The 19,268-nt window shown below is 66.3% G+C and carries 17 protein-coding genes; 11 read left to right on the top strand and 6 right to left on the bottom strand.

Features of this window, described 5'->3' with window-relative positions:
- Positions 1–7: 7 nt before the first annotated feature.
- From ABT392_RS02030 to ABT392_RS02005, 6 genes are all read left to right on the top strand, one after another.
- Entirely contained in the window at positions 8–1,000 is a 993-nt protein-coding gene (locus ABT392_RS02030) for a phosphatidate cytidylyltransferase (protein ID WP_334278965.1), read from the top strand.
- Positions 1,000–1,548 (top strand): crossover junction endodeoxyribonuclease RuvC, encoded by a 549-nt coding sequence (ruvC, locus tag ABT392_RS02025; RefSeq protein ID WP_334278966.1) that lies wholly within the window; start codon positions 1,000–1,002, stop codon positions 1,546–1,548. The genes ABT392_RS02030 and ruvC overlap by 1 nt, the downstream gene beginning before the upstream one ends.
- A 67-nt stretch (positions 1,549–1,615) precedes the next feature.
- The gene (locus ABT392_RS02020; RefSeq protein WP_395384233.1) at positions 1,616–1,987 is read left to right on the top strand and encodes a COG4315 family predicted lipoprotein; all 372 of its coding nucleotides are present in this window, start codon (positions 1,616–1,618) and stop codon (positions 1,985–1,987) included.
- Between the two features lie 18 nt (positions 1,988–2,005).
- Positions 2,006–2,545, top strand: coding sequence for an RNA polymerase sigma factor (locus tag ABT392_RS02015; RefSeq protein ID WP_334278968.1), 540 nt, complete (start codon positions 2,006–2,008; stop codon positions 2,543–2,545).
- A 16-nt stretch (positions 2,546–2,561) separates the two neighbouring features.
- Positions 2,562–3,416, top strand: coding sequence for an anti-sigma factor family protein (locus ABT392_RS02010; protein ID WP_334278969.1), 855 nt, complete (start codon positions 2,562–2,564; stop codon positions 3,414–3,416).
- Positions 3,417–3,550: 134 nt separating this feature from the next.
- Positions 3,551–5,017 carry a sodium:solute symporter gene (locus ABT392_RS02005; protein ID WP_395384234.1) on the top strand — a complete coding sequence of 489 codons (1,467 nt, stop codon included), beginning with the start codon at positions 3,551–3,553 and terminating at the stop codon, positions 5,015–5,017.
- Here the strand turns inward: ABT392_RS02005 and ABT392_RS02000 are convergent.
- Positions 4,999–6,174 carry an MORN repeat-containing protein gene (locus tag ABT392_RS02000; protein ID WP_395384235.1) on the bottom strand — a complete coding sequence of 392 codons (1,176 nt, stop codon included), beginning with the start codon at positions 6,172–6,174 and terminating at the stop codon, positions 4,999–5,001. The two genes, ABT392_RS02005 and ABT392_RS02000, sit on opposite strands and share 19 nt — an antisense overlap.
- A 128-nt stretch (positions 6,175–6,302) precedes the next feature.
- Between ABT392_RS02000 and ABT392_RS01995 the strand changes: the two genes are divergently transcribed.
- Positions 6,303–7,403 carry a serine hydrolase domain-containing protein gene (locus ABT392_RS01995; RefSeq protein WP_395384236.1) on the top strand — a complete coding sequence of 367 codons (1,101 nt, stop codon included), beginning with the start codon at positions 6,303–6,305 and terminating at the stop codon, positions 7,401–7,403.
- Between the two features lie 3 nt (positions 7,404–7,406).
- Here the strand turns inward: ABT392_RS01995 and ABT392_RS01990 are convergent, their stop codons facing one another.
- Entirely contained in the window at positions 7,407–7,697 is a 291-nt protein-coding gene (locus ABT392_RS01990; RefSeq protein ID WP_395384237.1) for a hypothetical protein, read from the bottom strand.
- A gap of 142 nt (positions 7,698–7,839) precedes the next feature.
- On the opposite strand from ABT392_RS01990, the gene ABT392_RS01985 reads away from it, so the two are divergent.
- From ABT392_RS01985 to ABT392_RS01970, 4 genes are all read left to right on the top strand, one after another.
- Positions 7,840–8,289, top strand: a complete 450-nt coding sequence (locus ABT392_RS01985) for an SRPBCC family protein (RefSeq protein WP_395384238.1) — start codon at positions 7,840–7,842, stop codon at positions 8,287–8,289.
- A 54-nt stretch (positions 8,290–8,343) separates the two neighbouring features.
- Entirely contained in the window at positions 8,344–10,089 is a 1,746-nt protein-coding gene (locus ABT392_RS01980; protein WP_395384239.1) for an ABC transporter ATP-binding protein, read from the top strand.
- Positions 10,073–11,857 carry an ABC transporter ATP-binding protein gene (locus tag ABT392_RS01975; protein ID WP_395384240.1) on the top strand — a complete coding sequence of 595 codons (1,785 nt, stop codon included), beginning with the start codon at positions 10,073–10,075 and terminating at the stop codon, positions 11,855–11,857. Before ABT392_RS01980 ends, ABT392_RS01975 begins: the two co-directional genes overlap by 17 nt.
- Positions 11,858–12,036: 179 nt before the next feature.
- The gene (locus ABT392_RS01970; RefSeq protein ID WP_395384241.1) at positions 12,037–14,997 is read left to right on the top strand and encodes a putative bifunctional diguanylate cyclase/phosphodiesterase; all 2,961 of its coding nucleotides are present in this window, start codon (positions 12,037–12,039) and stop codon (positions 14,995–14,997) included.
- 15 nt (positions 14,998–15,012) lie between these two features.
- Here ABT392_RS01970 and ABT392_RS01965 read toward each other — a convergent pair whose 3' ends face one another.
- The 4 genes from ABT392_RS01965 to ABT392_RS01950 all read right to left on the bottom strand — a co-directional run bounded on the left by ABT392_RS01965 (position 15,013) and on the right by ABT392_RS01950 (position 19,132).
- Complete coding sequence (locus ABT392_RS01965; RefSeq protein ID WP_334278977.1) at positions 15,013–15,774, bottom strand: N-acyl amino acid synthase FeeM domain-containing protein; 762 nt, start codon at positions 15,772–15,774, stop codon at positions 15,013–15,015.
- 203 nt (positions 15,775–15,977) lie between these two features.
- Complete coding sequence (locus ABT392_RS01960; protein WP_395384242.1) at positions 15,978–16,163, bottom strand: hypothetical protein; 186 nt, start codon at positions 16,161–16,163, stop codon at positions 15,978–15,980.
- Positions 16,164–16,180: 17 nt separating this feature from the next.
- Positions 16,181–17,116, bottom strand: a complete 936-nt coding sequence (gene lpxC, locus ABT392_RS01955; RefSeq protein WP_334278979.1) for a UDP-3-O-acyl-N-acetylglucosamine deacetylase — start codon at positions 17,114–17,116, stop codon at positions 16,181–16,183.
- 18 nt (positions 17,117–17,134) lie between these two features.
- Positions 17,135–19,132, bottom strand: a complete 1,998-nt coding sequence (locus ABT392_RS01950) for a sensor histidine kinase (RefSeq protein ID WP_334278980.1) — start codon at positions 19,130–19,132, stop codon at positions 17,135–17,137.
- Positions 19,133–19,268: the final 136 nt, after the last annotated feature.

Genomic DNA, 19,268 nt, shown 5'->3' with positions numbered 1-19,268 from the left:
CGGCCCCATGATCTTCTGGCGCAATCTCCGCAACATGACGGCGAGCGAGCAGATCGCCCTGCTCTTCCTGCTGCTGTTCGGCGCGCTGGTCCTGATCAGCATCGGCGGCTTCCTCTATTCGCTGCGCGATCCTGAGAAGCGAAGCGCGGCGGCGGAGGGCAATTGGCTGCAGTTCAAGCGCGACCTCAACGCCGTCTGGGTGGGCTCGGTGCTGTTCTGGCTGGCCTGGATCTCGGGGCCCATCGGCGCCACGCTGCTGTTCGGCTGCTTCTCGTTCCTGGCGCTGCGCGAGTTCATCACCCTGATGCACACGCGGCGGGCCGACCACCGCAGCCTGATCCTGTCCTTCTTCATCCTGCTGCCGCTGCAGTACATCCTGGTGGCCACGCGGCACTTCGACCTGTTCAGCGTGCTGATACCGGTCTATGGCTTCCTGGCGATACCGGTGGTGAGCGCCTTTGCCGATGATCCGGCGCGCTTCCTGGAGCGCAATGCCAAGATCCAGTGGGGCATCATGGTCTGTGTCTACGGGCTCTCGCATGGGCCGGCGCTGCTGCTGCTGGAGTTCAAGGGCTACGAGGGGCGCGGGCCCTTCCTGCTCTTCTTCATGGTCATGGCCGTGGGCGTGAGCCAGATCGTGCAGGAGGTGGCCTCGCGCTCGCTGCGCCGCCGGCCGGTGGCAAGGCGCATCAGCCGCAGCTTCTCCTGGCGTGCGCTGTGGCTGGGCCAACTGGCTGCGGCATTGACGGGCACCCTGCTCTACTGGATCACACCTTTCAAGGCCGGCCAGGCCCTGGTGATGGCGGTGATTGCGGCGCTCGCCGGGGCGCTGGGCGGCCTGGTGATGCGGGCGCTCAAGAAGGACTTCGGCGTGGTCTACTGGGGCAACAGCAGCTCGATCACCGGCGCCATCGGCCTGCTGGACCGGATCGCGGTGCTGTGCTTCGCTGCGCCCGTTTTCTTCCACTCCGTCCGCTGGTATTTCAAAGCAAATTTCTGATGCGCATTCTTGGCATTGATCCTGGTCTGCAAACCACTGGCTTCGGAGTGATCGACGCCGACGGCCCGCGCCTGTCCTATGTCGCCAGCGGCACGATCAAGACCAATGCGGTGGCGGCCGGTGAGTTGCCGGCGCGGCTGAAGATCATCTTCGACGGCGTGCGCGAAGTGGTGTCGCGCTACCAGCCGCAATGCGCCGCGGTGGAAATCGTCTTCGTCAACGTGAACCCGCAGTCGACCCTGCTCTTGGGCCAGGCCCGCGGCGCGGCGCTGACCGGCCTGGTCGCCTCGGACCTGCCGGTTTCGGAGTACACCGCGCTGCAGATGAAGAAGGCCATCGTCGGCCATGGCCATGCGAAGAAGGAGCAGGTGCAATTGATGGTGCAGCGCCTGCTCACGCTGCCCGGCCTGCCCGGCACCGACGCGGCCGACGCGCTGGGCCTGGCCATCATGCATGCCCATGCCCGCGTGTCCTTTGAGGCCATGGGCCGCAGCACCACATTGCAGCGGCGCCAGCATGCCCAGTTCAAGGGCAGCCGAACTTATTGATCAGGCGGATGGAATAAACCGCGGCCGCCAGGTGTTTGACAAGCTCCAACCCATGAAGGAGCCTTCGATGTCACTGCGTACCCTGCTCGCCACCAGCACTCTGGCCGTTCTCGCTGCCTGCGCCTCGATGGCGCCACCGCCTGCCAAGAGCATGGACGGCGCCCTGGTCGGCAGCGCCAATGCCATGACGCTCTACACCTTTGACAAGGACGGCGGCGGCAAGAGCATGTGCAACGGCCCCTGCGCCACGAACTGGCCGCCCTTGATGGCCGCGGCCGACGCCGCGGCAAGCGGCGACTGGAGCATCATCACCCGCGACGACGGCAGCAAGCAATGGGCCTACAAGGGCAAGCCGCTGTACTTCTGGGTGAAGGATGCCAAGCCCGGCGACCGCACCGGCGACGGCTTCAACAAGGTCTGGCACACCGCCACGCCCTGAGATTGACTCGCCACGGCCATGCTGCTCGACGAAGCGCTGCCCCACCTGCCCAGGCTGCGGCGCTATGCCCGCCTCCTGACTGGTGACAGCGCTCGCGCCGACGACCTGCTGCAGGACGTGCTCGAGCGGGCCAGCCGCAAGGCCTCTTTGTGGCGGCCCGACCCGGCGCATGAAGACCGCAGCGCCTCCTTGCGCGCCTGGCTGTTGACGATGATGCACCGGCTCTTCCTCAACCAGCGCCGTGACGAGCACATCGGCAGCTTCGAGGAATTCAGTGATTCACTCGCGCCCAGGCATGAGCCGCATCGCGCACTGGAGCAGCGCATGGACCTGGAGCGGGCCCTCGAGGCGCTGCCCGCCGCGGCGCGCGAGGTGCTCCTGCTGGTTTGCGTCGAGGAGCTCAGCTATGAAGAGACCGCCCGCGTGCTGGAGCTGCCCGTGGGCACGGTGATGTCGCGCCTTTCACGAGCACGCGAAAGGATGCGTCAGTTGATGGGCAGCAGTGGCGCCGCCGAGGGTCAGCGCGCAGCCAACCCGCCGCTGCGCGTCGTCAAATGAAGATGAGAACGCCATCATGAGCCGCCAGGATCGCCCGCCATTCGACATCACCAGCGCCAGCCTGCACGCCTATGTGGACGGCCAACTGGCGCCGCTGGACGCCGAAGCCGTGGCCGACTGGCTGCGCCAGCATCCCGAGGAAACGCAGGCGGTGCTCGACTGGCGCAGCCAGCGCGGCGCGCTGCAAGGCCTGCATGCCGAGTTGCTGGACGAGCCCCTGCCGGAGGAGCTGCTGCGCCCGCTGAAGCGGCAGCGCAGTGCGGCCAATGCCTCGCGCTGGTTGCGCCAGGGTCTGGCCGCAGCGGTGCTGCTGGCCGTCGGTGGCCTGGCCGGCTGGAATGCCCGCAGCCTGAACGCGCCAGCCTCGGCCATGCAGGCCAGCGCAGCGCCCAGCTTTGTGCGAGATGCAGCCATCGCCCATGTGCTCTACCAGCCCGAGCAGCGCCACCCGGTCGAAGTGTCTGCGGCAGAGCAGGCGCATCTGGTGCAGTGGCTCAGCAAGCGCCTGGGCACGCCGCTGGCCGTGCCCGATCTCACCAGCGCCGGCTTCAATCTGGTGGGTGGCAGGTTGTTGCCCGCGGGCCAGGCCGATGCGCTTGGCGCGCAAGCGACGCCGGGGCTGGCACGAGCGCTCTTCATGTTCGAGTCGACGGCCGGCGAGCGGGTGACGCTCTATGTCTCGGTGCGCCAGCCCGGCGATGAAGCGCCGGCCGCCTTCCGCTTTGCCCCGGTCTCGCAATTGCCGGGCAACGGCACGCAGAGCTTCTACTGGCTGGAGGGCAGACTGGGCTATGCCTTGAGCGGCCAGATCTCCAGGGAGCGCCTGGCCCAGCTCGGCGGCCTGGTGTACGCGCAGCTGATCAAGCCTTAAGCCTGATTCGCGCCTGATTCGCGCCTGATCCTGGCCTGGTCTGGTTATGACCCGCTGCGCCGCGGGAATGGGCAGGCATGGTCGGCGCTGACCATAATCGGCCGGCTCGTCCACTCCCTTGCCCCCCCACGCCGATGACTGCTCCGCTGCTGCTTTGTGTCGTGCTTGTCTATTTCGCCTTGCTGCTGGGCGTGGCCTGGTTTGCCTCGCGCGGGGCCGACAACGAGAGCTTCTTCGTCGGCAACCGCAGCAGCAACTGGCTGCTGGTGGCCTTCGGCATGATCGGCACCTCGCTGTCGGGCGTCACCTTCATCAGCGTTCCAGGTGCCGTGGGCGCGACGCAGTTCAGCTATTTCCAGATCGCCCTGGGTCAGATGATCGGCTACGCGGTGATCGCCTTCGTGCTGCTGCCGCTGTACTACCGGCTGAGACTGACCTCGATCTACCACTACCTCGGTGAACGCCTGGGCCCGCGCAGCTACCGCACCGGCGCCAGCTTCTTCATCATCTCGCGCACGCTCGGCGCCACGGCGCGTCTCTACCTCGTGGTGCGCATCCTGCAGGATGCCATCCTCGACAGCTTCGGTCTGCCCTTCTGGCTCACCACGGCCGTGCTGCTGGTGATGATCCTGCTCTACACCTTCGAAGGCGGCGTGAAAACCATCGTCTGGACCGACACCTTGCAGACCGCCGGCATGCTCACAGGCCTCGTGGTCTGCCTGGTGTGGCTGATGCAATCGATGGGGCTGGATTTCTCCGGCGCGGCCAAGGCGCTCTCCGACAACGGGCTCTCCAAGGTCTTCGTCACCGAGCCGGACAGCCGCCTCTTCTGGGGCAAGCAGTTGCTGGCCGGCGCCTGCATCGCCATCGCGATGACCGGCATGGACCAGGAGATGATGCAGAAGAACATCTCGGTGAAACGCCTGGCGGATTCACAGAAGAACATCGTATTGATGAGCATCATCATGCTGGGCGTGGTCCTCTTGTTCCTGGTGCTGGGCGGGCTCCTGCAGATCTATGCGCAGCAGCACGGCATCACGGCCCGCGGTGACGCGCTCTTCCCCACCGTCGTGCTGCAGCATCTGCCGGCCGTGGTGCAGCTGATCTTCATCGTCGCGCTGATCTCGGCACTGTTCCCGAGCGCCGACGGCGCCATCACCGCCCTGACCTCGAGCTTCTGCATCGACCTCCTGGGACTGCAGCGCCGCGATGACTGGACCGAAGCCCGCAAGACGCAGGTGCGTCAGCGCGTGCACCTGGGCTTTGCCGCGCTCTTCCTCGTGCTGGTGCTGGTGTTCCGCTGGGTCGACAACCCGAGCATGATCGGCCTGATCCTCAAGCTCGCCGGCTACACCTACGGACCGCTGCTGGGCCTGTTCGCCTTCGGCATGCTGACGCGGCGCAGCGTCAAGGACCCGTTGGTGCCCGTGGTTGCGCTGGCCGCGCCCTTGCTGTGCTGGATCGTGGACAGCCAGCAGAAGGCGCTGTTCGGCGGCTATGAGCTGGGGCTGGAATTGCTGGTGCTGAATGCGGGGCTGACGTTTGCGGGGCTGATGGCGGTCAGCCGCAAAGTCCCCACAGTTCAATCGAAGCGGAACTGAAATTCCTGTTCGAACACATGCCGCCCCGGACAGTAGTAGCTGTTGATCAAGCCCTTCCTGAGTGAGCTGACCATTGCGGCATGCACCTTGTCGTCGCCTGGATGCTTGAGCGCCACCGCTCGCACGTCCTTGACTCGACCATCGTCGACGAACACCACGACTTTGTAGAGCGCCTCGCCCGTCCAGGTTTCGTTCAAAAGGGGCACCTCAGGCTTGCCCATGCGAGTGCAGATGGTCCGAGGCTGCTTGGCAATCGGTGAGAACAACATGGGCTGCAAATGGATGCTCAGAGCGCGTCGGATCTCTAACGCCACCGGCTTGACCAGCTCTGCGCCATCAGCCCCGCTGTAGCGCCCCTGATCCGTCGGCGTGCCAGCCAGGAATTCGCCTTCGTAGCGCCAGCCAGTGGCCGAGACGGCAACTCCTGAAACGTACCAATGTCGTTCCGTAAAGTCCCCCTCGTAGCTGGTGCCGGTGGGCAACTGGAGCCGACCATGGCCCGCTGGTTCGCCACGCACGAACCCGCCTTCATAGGTCGACCCGTCGCGCCAGCGATAGCGGCCCCTGCCCGATGGACGGTCTGCGTCGAAATGGCCCTCGAAGCGATCACCGCCGAAGAAGGTCATGGTGCCCTCGCCCTCACGCTTGTCGTTGACCCAGGGACCTTCGTAGACGTCGTTGCTCACATAGCGCTGTCGACCATGGCCGTGCCGGAGGCCCGCAACGAAAGCGCCTTCGTAGCTGTCTCCGTTCTTCCAGAGCATTCGTCCTTGGCCTGTCGCATGGCCACCTAGAAAGTCGCCCTGATAGCGTTCGCCGCTGGGCAGGTCGAGACTGCCCTTGCCGGTTCGGACGCCATTGACAAATGCACCTTGGTACACAGTGCCATTGGCCATCTTGAGCAGTCCTTGACCGGTACGCCGCCCAGCCACGAAGTCACCTTCGTAGCGCATGCCGTCCACCCACAGCATGACTCCGCGTCCGTGCGGCAGCCCATCGACAAGCGGGCCCTCATAGTGCCGGTCAGCTACGTAGTTCTGGATATTGAGGTTGGTCGAACTCGCGCCCGCTTCCACAGCCTGCGCTGCACTGACCGAGGCAAACAGGCTCGTTGCCAGCGCCACCGTCACCGTCACCGCGTGGATTGGTCTGATCATGGAGCTCCCCGAGACTGATTCTTGTTGGCACGCATTGTGGATCAAGCGCACACCTGCATGTCTCGGCGGCCTTGCCAACAGGCGGCCGGGCTGGCAGCCTCGCGGCTTCACTGCTGAAGGAACAAGTGATGTCTCTCGCTCTGAAACGCCTGCTGCTCGGCGCTGCCGCAATGCCATGCCTGCTGGCTTCGGCCCCGGCCGCCACGCCCGCCCCGGCCATCAACGAAGCCGGCATCCAGGAAGTCGTGAGCGCCGTCATGCGCGAGCAGTCCATCCCCGGCATGGCGGTGGGCGTGCTGCACGAGGGCAAGCTGATCTACGCCAAGGGCTTCGGCAAAGCGAACCTCGAATGGAACCTGCCGGTGACGCCGGACACCGTCTTCATGATCGGCTCGATCAGCAAGCCCATGCTTTCGGTGGGCATCAACCTCCTGGCAGAGCGGGGCAAGCTCGGCCTGGACGACCCGGTGTCCCGGCTCATTCCCGGCACGCCGGCCAGCTGGCAGGGCATCACGCTGCGGCACCTGCTGAACCACACCTCGGGCATACGGCGCGAGTCGCCGGCCTTTGACGGCGACAAGGCGCGGCCCGACATCGACTTGATCAGCGCCACCTTCGCTGCGCCGCTGGACTTCCCGACAGGCAGCAAGAGCCAGTACTGCAATGTCTGCTACTTCACGCTGGCCGAGGTGATCACACGGGTAAGCGGCGAACCCTGGCGCAGCTTCATGGCCCGCGAGGTGTTTGCGCCGGCCGGCATGACGGTGACGCGCACGACCTCCAACACCGACCTGATACCGCAGCGTGCCGGCTCCTACCTGCTGAAGGACGGCAAGCAGCTCAACGTGCCCGAATGGGCGGCATTGCGGCCCAGCGGCGCCTTTGTGTCTTCGCTGAATGACATGGCGAAGTGGGAAGCCGCCCTGTACGCCAACAAGATCCTGAAGGCCGAAACCCTGGCCGCGATGGCCCGGCCCGGCCTGCTGGCCGACGGCAAGCCAGCGCCCTTTGGCACGTCAGGTGGCGGCTACGGCCTGGGCTGGCAACTGAGCCAGTTCCAGGGCCAGCGCCGCGTGGCCCATGGCGGCTCGCTGGCGGGCTTCCGCTCCATGCATGCGCGCTACCCGGACAGCGGCCTGGCCATCATCGTGCTCACCAACGGCGCCGGCGCGCGCACCGAACAGATCGAGAACCTGCTGGCCGAGCGCTTGCTGGCGCCGCAGCGCTAGCCGCTAGACATTCAGCTCGAACACCTCGGCCGCCGCGCGCTCCTCGGCGCTGTGCCCGGCCAGGGCCTGGTCCCACTCGGCGCCACTCGCGCCATGCGTGGCCGTGAGGCCGCTGATCATCGAGTTGGTTTCTTCCGTGGCACCGTCGAACTCGGCGACCTGCTCACGGCTTTCGAGAAAAAGCCGTGCCACCGCATAGCCGCCGGAATCGATCAGCACCAGGTAGCGCGCCGCCTTGCGCAGCGCCGTGTGGTGGTGCTTGGACGGGGTTTCCATGCCGAATCCCTGGCTCATGTCGACTCCTGGCTGCGCGTGTCCGCACAGACCTAGGCTATCACCGGCGCGCCGGCTGTGTCTGCCTGCCGATGTCGAAATCACGTATCGTCGCCCGTCGTGAATCCAGAGGGACTTCCTCGGCCGACAAGGGATCAGCACCATGTCCAGCACCAATACCATCCGCCTCCACCGCGTCCTCGCTGCCACGCCGGACAGCGTCTACCGCGCCTTCCTCGACGCCGCTGCGATGGCCAAGTGGCTGCCTCCGCATGGTTTCACCGGCACGGTCCACGCGATGGATGCCAAGGTCGGCGGCCATTACCGGATGAGCTTCACCAACCACGCCAACCAGCAAAGCCATTCCTTCGGCGGCGAGTACCTGGAACTGGTACCGGGCGAGAAGCTGCGCTACACCGCCCAGTTCGATGACCCCAACCTGCCCGGCACGATGCAGACGACGGTCACGCTGCGTCAGGTCTTCTGCGGCGTCGAGATGCATGTGGTGCAGGAAGGCATTCCCTCGATGATCCCGCCCGAGGCCTGCTATATGGGCTGGCAGCAATCGCTGACGCTGCTCGCCCAGCTGGTCGAGACGGCTGTCACCGAATAAGGCTCAAGCCTCGCGAGCACCGTTCGAGGGTCGCTCCTAGAATCGCCACCCTCCATGACGCTTTCCAAGATGCTCGCCGGCTTCGTACGCCGGCACTGGCCCAAGTACCTCGCCGCGGCAGCCATGCTGGCCACGATTGCGGTGCTGACCGTATGGATTCCGCGTCAGGTGGGCCAGGTGGTCGACGGCATGATCGCGGGAAGAGTCGCCGGTCAGGCCCTGCTGATCGAACTGGCCAAGCTGGTGGCCGCCGGTGCGGCCATCTATGGCCTGCGCGTGGGCTGGCGGCTGGCGCTGTTCAGCACAGCCTACAAGCTGGGCCGCGAGCTGCGCATCCGCCTGTACGAGCGCCTGAGCCTGCAAGGCCCGGCCTTCTTCCAGAGCAAGCGCACCGGCGACCTGATGGCGCTGGCCACCAATGATGTCGATGCCGTCGAGCTGGCGGCAGGCGAAGCGATGTTGGCGGCCTTCGACGGCACGCTGACCCTGGTGCTGGTCATCGCGATGATGACGCTGGGCGTGGACTGGCGCCTCGGCCTGGCAGCCCTGCTGCCCTTCCCGCTGATGGCGCTGGCGTTCTGGCGCATCTCCGAGCATGTGCACCAGGCCTGGAAGCAGTCGCTGGAACGCTTCTCTGCGCTGAACCAGCATGTGCAGGAGAACCTGGCCGGCGTGCGCACCGTGCGCGCCCTGGGCCTGGTCGAGCGCAGCGAAAAGCAGTTCGTGCAGCTGGCCGACAGCGCCGGCGAGGCGGGCTTCCGCGCCCAGCGCTGGGAGGCGGCATACGAGCCTGCCGTGGGCATGACGCTGAGCGCGGCGCTGGCCATCGCGCTGTGCCTGGGGGGCTGGCTGGTGGCACACAAGGAGCTGTCGATCGGCCAGCTCACCGCCTTCACCATGTATCTGGGCCAGCTGATCTGGCCGATGTTCGCGGCGGGCTGGGTGCTCTCGCTGATCGAGCGGGGCCGCGCCGCCTGGGGCCGGCTCTCGCCGATGCTGGACGAGCCCTTGAGCCTGGCCGACCACGGCACGGCCGGCCGTCCGGCCGAGATGCGCCTGACCCTGCGCGACCTGAATTTCACCTACCCCGGCAGCGAGCGCGCGGCCATCGAGGACGTCTCGATCACGCTGCCGGCAGGCCAGACGCTGGGCGTGGTCGGCCCGACCGGAGCGGGCAAGTCGACGCTGATCCGCCTGCTGCTGCGCCAGTTCGAACCGGCACGCGGCAGCATCTCGCTTGGGGGCCAGGTCTTGCCTGAGTTCACACTGGCAGCCCTGCGTGAGACCCTGGCCTGGGTGCCGCAGGAGCCCATCCTTTTCTCGGCGACCATTGCCGAGAACATCGCCCTTGCAAGGCCTGATGCGTCGCGCGAAGAGATCGAGGAAGCCGCCCGTCTGGCTGCGGTGCATGACGATATTGCCCGGCTGCCGCAGGGCTATGAAACCCTGGTCGGCGAGCGCGGCGTGACGCTCTCGGGCGGCCAGCGCCAGCGCGTGGCGATTGCCCGCGCGCTGCTGGCCCGGGCGCCGCTGCTGATGCTGGACGACGCGCTGTCGGCCGTGGACACCGGCACCGAGACGCAGATCCTCGAGCACCTGCGTGAGCAGCGCCAAGGCCGAAGCGTGATCATCGTCAGCCACCGTCTCAGCGCTGTGATGGATGCAGACCGCATCGTGGTGCTGCGCCACGGCCGCGTCACTGAGCGCGGCACGCATGCCGAGCTGCTGGAGCAGCATGGCTGGTATGCCGCGCAATGGCGCTATCAACAACTGGAGGCCAGCCTTGACGCAGAAGCCTGAAGTCGAGGCGGGTGTCGCGGCCGGCGCCAGGCCCGAGAGCCCCTGGGCCTCGCTGGGCCTGCTGTTGGAAGCGGCCGAACCCGAGCGGCCCCATCTCGTACGCGGGTTGCTCTGGTTGATCGCCGCCGCGGCCATGGAAGCTGCCGGCCCGGCGCTGGGCAAGCACTACATCGACGCCTACCTGCTGCCGGGCAACTTCGACATCGAGGCCATGGCCGGCCTGCTGGCCGCTGTGCTCCTGAGCGGCTGGGCCGCCTGCTGGATACGCTACGGCCAGCTCGCGCGCATGGCCGGTGTGGCACGGCGCTCGGTTCTGCGGCTGCGTGAAAAGGTCTTTGCCCATGTGCTGGCCCTGCCGATGGCCTTCTTCGACAAGGCCATCACCGGCGCCTTGGTCAGCCGCGTCACCAACGACAGCGAAGCGGTCAACCAGCTCTACCGCCAGGTGCTCTATGTGATGCTGGACTCGGGCATCGTGGTCATCGGCTCCATCGCGGCGATGGCCTGGCTGGACTGGCGGCTGATGCTGATCGTGCTGGCGCTCGTGCCCTCGGTCGTCCTGATCATCTGGTTCTACCAGCGCTGGAGCGCACCGGCCGTGGCCCAGCAGCGCGCGCTGCGCAGCGACATCAATGCCCAGATGGCCGAGAGCATGGCCGGCATGGCGGTCTTGCAGTCGGCCGGCGCCGCACCGCGCTTTGCCGCCCGCTTTGCCGACTTGAACCAGCGCCACTGGGGCGCGCGCGTGGCCGAGCTGCGCGCCAATGCCTGGCTGCTGCGGCCGGCGCTGGACCTCTTGAACGTGCTGCTGCTGGTGACCGTGATCTATGGCTTCGGCCAGCGTGACCTCTCGGGTGTCGAGGTCGGCCTGCTCTATGCATTCCTCAGCTACATCTCGCGCGTGGTCGACCCGCTGATCCAGATCACTCTGCAGTTCGGCCAGTTGCAGCAGTCGATGATCGCCGCTTCGCGCGTGCGCACGCTCCTGCGCGAGGCCGAAGCCAAGAAGCTCGGCACCGAAGGCGGCCAGATCACACGCGGCGGCATCGCCATCGACCATCTGCGCTTCGGCTACGACCCCGAGCATGCCGTGCTGCATGACCTGACCCTTGCCATCGAGCCGGGCAGTTTTGTCGGCATCGTCGGCCACACCGGCAGCGGCAAATCAACGCTTCTTTCGCTGCTGCTGCGCTTCTATGAAGCCCAGGAGGGCAGCATCAGGATCGATGGTCAGGCCCTCGGCGCGGTGCCGGACGCTGCCTTCCGGGCGGCTGTGGGCCTGGTGCCGCAAGAGCCCTACCTGCTGGCGGCCAGCGTGCGCGAGAACATTGCCATGGGTCGCGACATCAGTGATGAAGCCCTCACAGCCGCGGCCCGGGCGGCGCGCGTTGAAGGTTTCATCAACAGCTTGCCGCAGGGCTGGGACACGCCCCTGGGTGAAGGCGGCGCGCGCGTCTCGACCGGCCAGAAGCAGCTGATTGCCATGGCTCGCGCCCTGGCCGGCGCGCCCACGCTGCTGTTCCTGGATGAGGCCACCTCCAATATCGACAGCGCCACCGAAGCCCTGGTGGGCGAGGCGCTGCAGGCCCTGCGCGGACGGGTCACCATCGTGGCCATCGCGCACCGGCTGTCCACGATCCGCGAAGCCGACCAGATCATCGTCTTGAACCACGGCCGACTGGCCGAGCAAGGCACGCACCAGCAGCTGCTGGCGCATGAGGGCGGCATCTATCAGCGCCTGGTGGCACTGCAGGCGCTCGAAGAGTAGAGCGTCTGCTCGGCGCAAATGTTCGGGCGCTTTGCGCACAACGCCAGTCGTTTCGGTGAAGCTTGTCACGCTTGCCTGCCGAACTTTCCCCAGGGCCTGCATCAGGCGCAGCACATGACCGATAAGGTGCGAACTCACGCAAAAAGGCGGGTCGGTTTGACTCGCCCGACGTGCCTCATATGTTCCGCGACTTCATCGAAGGCTTGCTCAATTCAGTCACCTCCCGGTTGTTCCCGGTGGTGGTGCTCGTCCTTGCCTCGCTCACCGGTCTCTGGCACCTGAGCCGGCCGGAGCCGGCCGGGGGTCAAGCCTTGCCCATGACGGCTTGGGAAGAGCCGAGCGAACTGCGTCGACAGCTGGAGCAGGACCTGCCCTATGTGCGCGAGCGCCTGGCCGAGCGGCAGGCCGTGACCTCCACGGACGTGCATCGCTCGACCCAGCCCTTCTGGGTCAGCGTCAGCAGCAACGCTCCCGCGCGCGGCAAGGCCTGGGCGGTCGAATTCCCTTCACGCCATGCGATGGAGATGCGCTGCTGGGATGAGCAGAGCGGCCAGTTGATGGGCGAGGCCAACCGAAGCATGAACACTGGCCAGTTGGAATCGGTGCGAGGCGGCTTTGCCCTGGCGCTGGGCCCCGAGCGCGCCAGCGCGCAGCTGCTGTGCCGCGCTTCGTTCCGCGGCCCGGCCAAGATCACCGCCACGGCCTGGCTTGCACAAGACCTGCAAGCGGCCCACGGCCAGCATCAGAAGACCGCCACGATGATCGAGGCCGGCCTCGGCCTGCTCGCCGTGTCGATGGCCCTGGCAGCCGCCATCAACAGCAGCAAGCTCTACTGGGCTTTCGTGGCCTGGCTGGCCGTGAGCCTGCGCATGGCCCTGCTCTCGGCCGGCGCCGATTTCAGCTTCTTCGGCCTGCCCCTGCGGCCCGAATGGCTGACACCGATCCGCCAGTGGACGCTGTGCCTCTATTACGTGACCACGGTGGCCGTCTACGGCCAGCTGTTCAAGAAGTCCTTGCAGCAGATTGGCGCCCAGGGCCTCCTGCTCGGCCAGCAGATCAGCACGCTCGTGATCATGGGCCTGTGCCTGGTGCTCAGCTATGAGCAGATGCTGCCGATCCTGTGGGCGGCCTCGGGCCTGCAATTCGCCATCGCCCTGCCCTGCATCGTCCTGATCGTCAAGCGCACCCGCTCGCGGGCGGCCATGTGGTACGCCTCCTCGCTGGCCGTGGCGCTGCTGGCCACGCTCAGCGAAATCCTGGCGGCCGCGATGGACCAGAAGATGCTGATGGGCGGCCTGAACAGCGTGACCGCCGCACTCGCTTCTGCCTTGCTGGCCTCGGCTGCCGTGGCCGAGCACATGCGCTCGGACCGGCGCAAGCGCGAGCTGGCTCAACAGACGCTGAAAGCCGCTTACAACGACTCGCCCATCGGCCTGTTCACGGTGCACGAAGGCCAGGTGATCGCCAGTTCCAACCCGGCTTTCAAGGCCATGCTGGCCACGGTCGGACTGGACGGCGCGCTGACGCTCAACGAGCTCTTCGAACCTGAGGTGGTGCTGGCCTTTGCCGCACTGCACAGCGCTGGCCACGCTTCTTCGTTCGACCTGCAGGCACGGCTGTGCCAGCCCGGCGGCGGCGAGTACTGGTGCGCCATCAAGGCCTCGACCTCGGACGGCCGCATCATCGAAGGCTCGCTGCAGGACATCACGGAACGGGTGCGCGCCACCAACCGGCTGGAGTTCCTGGTCAACCACGATCCGCTGACCGAATGCCTCAATCTGCGCGGCCTGTCGCGCAAGTTCGAGCGTGCGCAGGCGCCGCCGCGCACCCTGGCCTACTTCGACCTCGACCGCTTCAAGCTGATCAACGACCTCTATGGTCATGCGGCCGGCGATGCCGTGCTCAAGCAGGTCTGCGAACGCATTCGCACCCAGCTGGGCCCGCACGACCTGCTGGCGCGCGTTGGCGGCGACGAGTTCGTGGTGGCCTTCCCCGAAGCCTCGATGAGCGAGGCGTCGCAGCGCTGCCAGAACATCCTGGCGCTGATTTCCTCGGCGCCCTTCCAGATCGATGTGCAGCGCTTTGCACTCAGTGTTTCCGGCGGCCTGGTGGCCGCAGAGAGCTTTGGTGGAGCGTCGCTCAAGGAAGTGGTCTCGGCGGCGGACACCCTGTGCCGCATGGCCAAGAAGAAACCGACCGAACGCCTCGTGGTCATGGAAGGCGGCGACACCTTCTTCAAGCACCACAAGGACGAGCTGGCGCTGATCAGCTGCCTGGAGCGCGGCGAGACACCGGAAGGCCTGTTCCTGCTGATGCAGCCGGAGCTGTCGCTCTCAAGGCCTTTCGATTCCTTGAATTTCGAAGTGCTGCTGCGCATGCGCAAGCCCAATGGCGAGATCGTGCCGGCGCCGGTGATCATCGAAGCGGCCGAGGCCCACGGCAAGAGTTCCATCATCGACCACTGGGTGGTTTCCACCGTCATCGCCTGGCTGGAGGCGCATGCCTCGCAGCTGGCCAACACGCAGTTCGTGGGCGTGAACCTGTCTGGCAGCTCGCTGAACGACGAAGCCTTCGTCGAAGAGCTGTTCCGCCTGTTCGAGCGCCACAAGGCCGCCGTGGCACGCATCTGCATCGAAGTGACCGAGACCGTGGCGCTGACCGACATGGCGCACATGCAGCGCTTCATCGACCGCGTCCGCGATCTCGGCGTCAAGGTGGCGCTGGACGACTTCGGCGCCGGCTACTCCTCATTCGGCTACTTGAAAGGCCTCTCCGTCGATGCGCTCAAGCTCGACGGCTCCCTGGTGCGCGACGCGGCAAACAACCCCTCCGGCATGGCCATTCTTGGCGCGTTGGGCGGCCTGGTCAGCAACCTGGGCATGAAGTCGATTGGCGAATATGCGGAGAACCTGCCAATCCTGAAGGCGCTGGTGGCTGCGGGCGTGGACTACGCGCAGGGCTACGGCATCAGCCGCCCGGTGACGCCGGAACGCATCCTGGAAGCCCGTTCCACGGCGGACTTCATCGAGGACCCTGAGATCTACGCCTTCGTCCGCCAGCTGCAGTCCAAGGACCATCAGACGATTCCGCTCTTCCCCGAGCGCGAGCGCGACCCGCTGCTTGCGGGCCTGCTCCACTGAACGGTCACGCGGGCTTCAGGCAGCCTTGAACTGCAGGGGCAGCAAGGCTTGCATGCGGCGAGCAACGCTGCTGCTGGACCGGGTGGCATGTTCGCCACTCCAGGCGCTGGAGAGATCACGTGCGCCGCTCAGGTCGATGTCCGGGTGCCAGGTCTTGACCGTGAATTCGTAAAGCGGATGCTGGGCCTTGCTCCAGATCGCGTCGGCCTCGGACACGCTCAGGCTCATCACGCGGTGCGGCACGCCACCGATGTGCGCCATCGGATGGTAAGCACCGGTCTCGCCCACATCGGTGAACAGCAGGCCGTCATAGATGCGGTCGATCGGGCGGCGGCCGGTCAGCACCATCCAGTCGATGTGCTGGCTCACGCAGTACTGGTAGAAGGCCTTGAACAAGGCGTTGCGCACCAGCGAGGCCGTGGTGCCAGCCTGGATGCTCAGGCGCGTGGCCTCGACCAGGCGGTGGTTGGCGAAGCGCTCCGGCAGGGCCAGTGAGGCTTCCAGCGGCAGCGGTTCCAGGGCATTGGCATGGGTGCGCAGCGTGCCGAGCAGGCTGCCGTCCAGCTTGGAGACGGCGACGAAGACTTCGCAGCCAAGCTCAAAGTCCGCGGCCTCCGGTTGCGCCAGGCGCTGGCCCATTTCGGGCAGATGCCGGCCATAGGCAGTGGAGCGAAGGCGCACCACGTCTTCCAGCTCTGCACGCGTGGCAATCCTCACCTGGAACGGCAAACGCTCCACTGCAGTTTCACGGCCCATCCCATCGCCCGGCTTGTTCATGTCAGGTCATCCCTCATCAAGGAAGGCCAGTTTAGGGGGGTGAAACCGCGCACAAATTCACGAGTTGGCAGCCGTTTGCCGGCCAGATCATGTCCCTGATACAGAGTGCAGCGCAATTCGCACCAGGAGCAAGAGATTGTGCGAATTTCGCACGCAAGACCTGACACCCCCACCCCACCGGCAGGCGCCGGCAGCTGCCGGGCTCAAAGCAGGATGGCGAGACGCTCGAGGATGAGCACCGCAAAGAAGCCCAGGGCCGCAATCACCGTCCACTTGACGATCACGATGCCGCGCTGACGCCAGCGGCGCTGGCCGGTGGCGATGAACAGGGCGAAACAGAGGACCGCCGCAACGAGCAGCAGGCCGATGAGGAGGCGGGCGAGGGCCATGGGTCAGTTCCGGGTAATCACCAGGCCGGCGCCAGCTCAGCAAAGCCTGCCGGCGCCTGCTTTTCGTCCTCGAAGCTCACCAACTCCCAGGCTTCCTGGTCGGCGAGCAAGGCGCGCAACAACTTGTTGTTCAGGGCGTGACCGCCCTTGAACGAGGTGTAGGCGGCCAGCAGCGGATAGCCGGCCACCTGCATGTCGCCGATGGCGTCGAGGATCTTGTGTTTGACGAATTCGTCGTCATAGCGCAGGCCATCCGTGTTCAGCACCCGGTAGTCGTCCACGACGATGGCGTTGTCCATTGCGCCGCCCAGGGTCAGGCCGCGGCTGCGCATCACTTCGATGTCGCTGGTCATGCCGAAGGTGCGCGCCCGCGCGATTTCGCGCTTGTACTGGCCCGAGCCCATGTCGAAGGTGTACTGCTGGCCCGTGGCCGAGACGGCCGGGTTGTCGAACTCGATCTGGAAGTTCAGGGTGTAGCCATGGTGCGGCTCGAGCCTGGCCCACATCAGGCGCTTGCCCTCGCCCTGCCGCACTTCCACCGGCTTCTTGACCTTCAGGAACTTCTTGGGCGCGTTCTGCAGCTCGATGCCGGCACTCTGCAAGAGAAAGACGAAGCTGGCCGCCGAACCGTCGAGCACTGGCACTTCGTCAGCATTGATGTCCACATACAGGTTGTCCAGGCCCAGGCCCGCGCAAGCCGACAGCAGGTGCTCGATGGTCTGGACCTTGGGGCCGTTCGGGTCGCCGTTGGGGCTGATCGTGGTGGCCATGCGGGTGTCGCAGACGGTGTCAGAGCGGACCGGGATGTCGACTGGCTGGCTCAGGTCCACGCGGCGGAACACGATGCCGGTGTCCGGCGCCGCCGGGCGCAATGTCATTTCGACCTTCTGGCCGCTGTGGATGCCCACGCCGACGGCACGGGTCAGCGACTTCAGGGTGCGTTGCTTCAGCATGGTCGCCATTGTCGGCGATCAGCCTTGACCCTGCGTGTTGTTGAGATTCGGGCCCGGCTCCACGCGCTGCACCGGCAGGCGCAGGCACATGCGGGTGCCGTGGCCCAGGCTGCTCTCGAAAGTGACCCGGCCGCCCAGGCGCTGCGCGCGGCGCTGCTGGCTCTTCAGGCCGCGGCCGCGGCGGGCGGTTTCGATATCGAAACCTTCGCCGTCGTCCTCGACGCGGATCTCGACCGAATGGCCCAGGTGGCGGGTGGAGATGCGCACCCGCGTGGCCCGCGCATGCTTGAGCACATTGGCCAGCGATTCCTGCATCAGGCGCAGCACATGCAGCGCGTCGGGCGGCTCCAGCCATTCGAGCGGAGGCAGGTCCTGCACGTCCCATTCCATCACCAGGCCGCCGGCCTGCAGGCGCTTGCCCAGGCGATAGCGCATCGTGGCCAGCAGCGAGACCAGGTCGTGCCCCACCGGCTCCAGCGAATCGATCACCAGGCGCAGGTCGTCCACGCATTCGCGCAGCACCTCGACCACCTTGTCCTGGTCCATGCTGCCCTGCTCCACCGCCACCATGGCCGAGAGCAGCGACGAACCCAGGCCATCGTGCATGTCCTGCATCAGGCGCTGGCGCTCGACCAGCAAGGCCTGTTGACGCTCCGCCTCGCGCAGACGGCCATGTTGGGCTTGCAGCTCGGCGCCTTGGTCGGCCAGGCGCTGGCCCAACTGGGCATTGACCTCTTCGACCTTCATCAAGGCGCTGACGTAGCGACGCTGCACTGCATAGAGGAAGCAGACCACGATGATCAGCGTGGCAAAGGGCATCAGATAGATGTGCTCGGGCCAGGCCCAGCCGGCCAGCAAGGCCAGGTCATGCAGCCCGAGGATCAGGCCGAGCAGCAGGGTGAGCGCGATCAGCCGCAATTCGCGGCTGCCGCCTTTCATGGCCACGCCGCCAACGAAGAGCGTGCCCAGGCCGCCCACCACCGCGTTGACGATGTGTTGCAGCACCACCGGGTCGCTGAACAGCGACAGGAACGGCATGGTCAGCAAGCTGGAGACGAGCACGAAGCCGCCCACGGTACGTTCGAACTTCGGGTATTGCTGCTTGGCAAAGCGAAGTGCGAACAGGAAGGTCAGCAGCATCACCCAAGACATCGAGGCATGGGTGGCCCACCAGAACCATTCGAGCCCGACATGGGTACGCGGCAGGTCGAGGTGGTAATGCAGGTTGCGCACCAGCCAGGCCACCGTGGCCAGGGCAAACAGCAGATAGGCCGGCTCCTCGCGACGGCGCACCCACAGCGAGATGGCAAACAGGCCCAGGACCACGAGGGTCAGTCCGGTGGCTTGCGGCACGCCGATCTGCAAGGCCCAGCGCGCCTCGTAGCGGGGCTCGAGGTCTTCACGCGCGCCGAGCCAGACGCTGGAGACGGAGTAGAAGCTGTCGCGCAGTACCGGCACCGCGACGACCATCTCGATCATCTGGTCCTGCCTGTGCTCGGTCAGCGCCGCCGGCACCACGGCCCATAGCGGCCGCACCCATTGCTCGCGCGCGCCCGACTGGTTGTCGAACACCGGTCGCCAGCCTTCATCGGTTCGCACAAGCACCGCTGCGGCCAATGTCACCAGGCGCGGCATGTAGAGCGCCACGCTGGTGGGCCAGCGGCCTTGCGGCGCGGCATAGCGCAGGCGGTACCAGCGCATCTGGAAATGCGGGCCCGTGTCTGCCATGGCGGCCGCCGGGCTTCGGGTGCGTACATCGGGCAGCGTGACCAGATGCCACGCGGCAGGATCGGCGGGCGGCTGCAGGCGGGCGGGCAACTGGCCTGGCGTGCCATCCAGCGAACGCAGGGCAGCCCACCACTCCTTCAGCTCCTCGCGGGTCCAGCTCGAGACGGCCAATTGCGCCGTACTCGCGCGTTCACCCGAATGGGTCGGCACCGATTCCGGAATCGGCATGCGCTGCGCCGATGCCGGCAAACAGCACAGGAACATCAGGGCAAGGAACAGGGCGCGCATCGAATCGGATCTGGGCGAATGGCAGAACGGAAGCCGGAGTCTGCCCTCAGATGCCCAGCCTGCCTAGCACCGTGATGCCGAGCGTGGCGTCGTACCAAATGAAAAGACCCGGCGGGTGCCGGGTCTTGCTCGGAGC

This window comes from Paucibacter sp. JuS9 (genome assembly GCF_044043925.2).
GTDB lineage: Bacteria > Pseudomonadota > Gammaproteobacteria > Burkholderiales > Burkholderiaceae_C > JAUASW01.
Note: the sequence above shows the minus strand (reverse complement) of the source record. Positions and strands in the feature narration are given on the sequence as shown.

What these genes read in the sequence shown, in the direction of transcription:
- ABT392_RS02030 (WP_334278965.1), top strand. Translation starts at nt 8, where the DNA reads ATGATCTTCTGGCGCAATCTCCGCAACATGACGGCGAGCGAGCAGATC.
- ABT392_RS02015 (WP_334278968.1), top strand. Translation starts at nt 2,006, where the DNA reads ATGCTGCTCGACGAAGCGCTGCCCCACCTGCCCAGGCTGCGGCGCTAT.
- ABT392_RS01980 (WP_395384239.1), top strand. Translation starts at nt 8,344, where the DNA reads ATGACGCTTTCCAAGATGCTCGCCGGCTTCGTACGCCGGCACTGGCCC.
- ABT392_RS02020 (WP_395384233.1), top strand. Translation starts at nt 1,616, where the DNA reads ATGTCACTGCGTACCCTGCTCGCCACCAGCACTCTGGCCGTTCTCGCT.
- ABT392_RS02000 (WP_395384235.1), bottom strand. Translation starts at nt 6,174, where the DNA reads ATGATCAGACCAATCCACGCGGTGACGGTGACGGTGGCGCTGGCAACG.
- ABT392_RS01960 (WP_395384242.1), bottom strand. Translation starts at nt 16,163, where the DNA reads ATGGCCCTCGCCCGCCTCCTCATCGGCCTGCTGCTCGTTGCGGCGGTC.
- lpxC (WP_334278979.1), bottom strand. Translation starts at nt 17,116, where the DNA reads ATGCTGAAGCAACGCACCCTGAAGTCGCTGACCCGTGCCGTCGGCGTG.
- ABT392_RS01990 (WP_395384237.1), bottom strand. Translation starts at nt 7,697, where the DNA reads ATGAGCCAGGGATTCGGCATGGAAACCCCGTCCAAGCACCACCACACG.
- ABT392_RS01985 (WP_395384238.1), top strand. Translation starts at nt 7,840, where the DNA reads ATGTCCAGCACCAATACCATCCGCCTCCACCGCGTCCTCGCTGCCACG.
- ABT392_RS02010 (WP_334278969.1), top strand. Translation starts at nt 2,562, where the DNA reads ATGAGCCGCCAGGATCGCCCGCCATTCGACATCACCAGCGCCAGCCTG.
- ABT392_RS01995 (WP_395384236.1), top strand. Translation starts at nt 6,303, where the DNA reads ATGTCTCTCGCTCTGAAACGCCTGCTGCTCGGCGCTGCCGCAATGCCA.
- ABT392_RS02005 (WP_395384234.1), top strand. Translation starts at nt 3,551, where the DNA reads ATGACTGCTCCGCTGCTGCTTTGTGTCGTGCTTGTCTATTTCGCCTTG.
- ABT392_RS01950 (WP_334278980.1), bottom strand. Translation starts at nt 19,132, where the DNA reads ATGCGCGCCCTGTTCCTTGCCCTGATGTTCCTGTGCTGTTTGCCGGCA.
- ruvC (WP_334278966.1), top strand. Translation starts at nt 1,000, where the DNA reads ATGCGCATTCTTGGCATTGATCCTGGTCTGCAAACCACTGGCTTCGGA.
- ABT392_RS01965 (WP_334278977.1), bottom strand. Translation starts at nt 15,774, where the DNA reads ATGAACAAGCCGGGCGATGGGATGGGCCGTGAAACTGCAGTGGAGCGT.
- ABT392_RS01970 (WP_395384241.1), top strand. Translation starts at nt 12,037, where the DNA reads ATGTTCCGCGACTTCATCGAAGGCTTGCTCAATTCAGTCACCTCCCGG.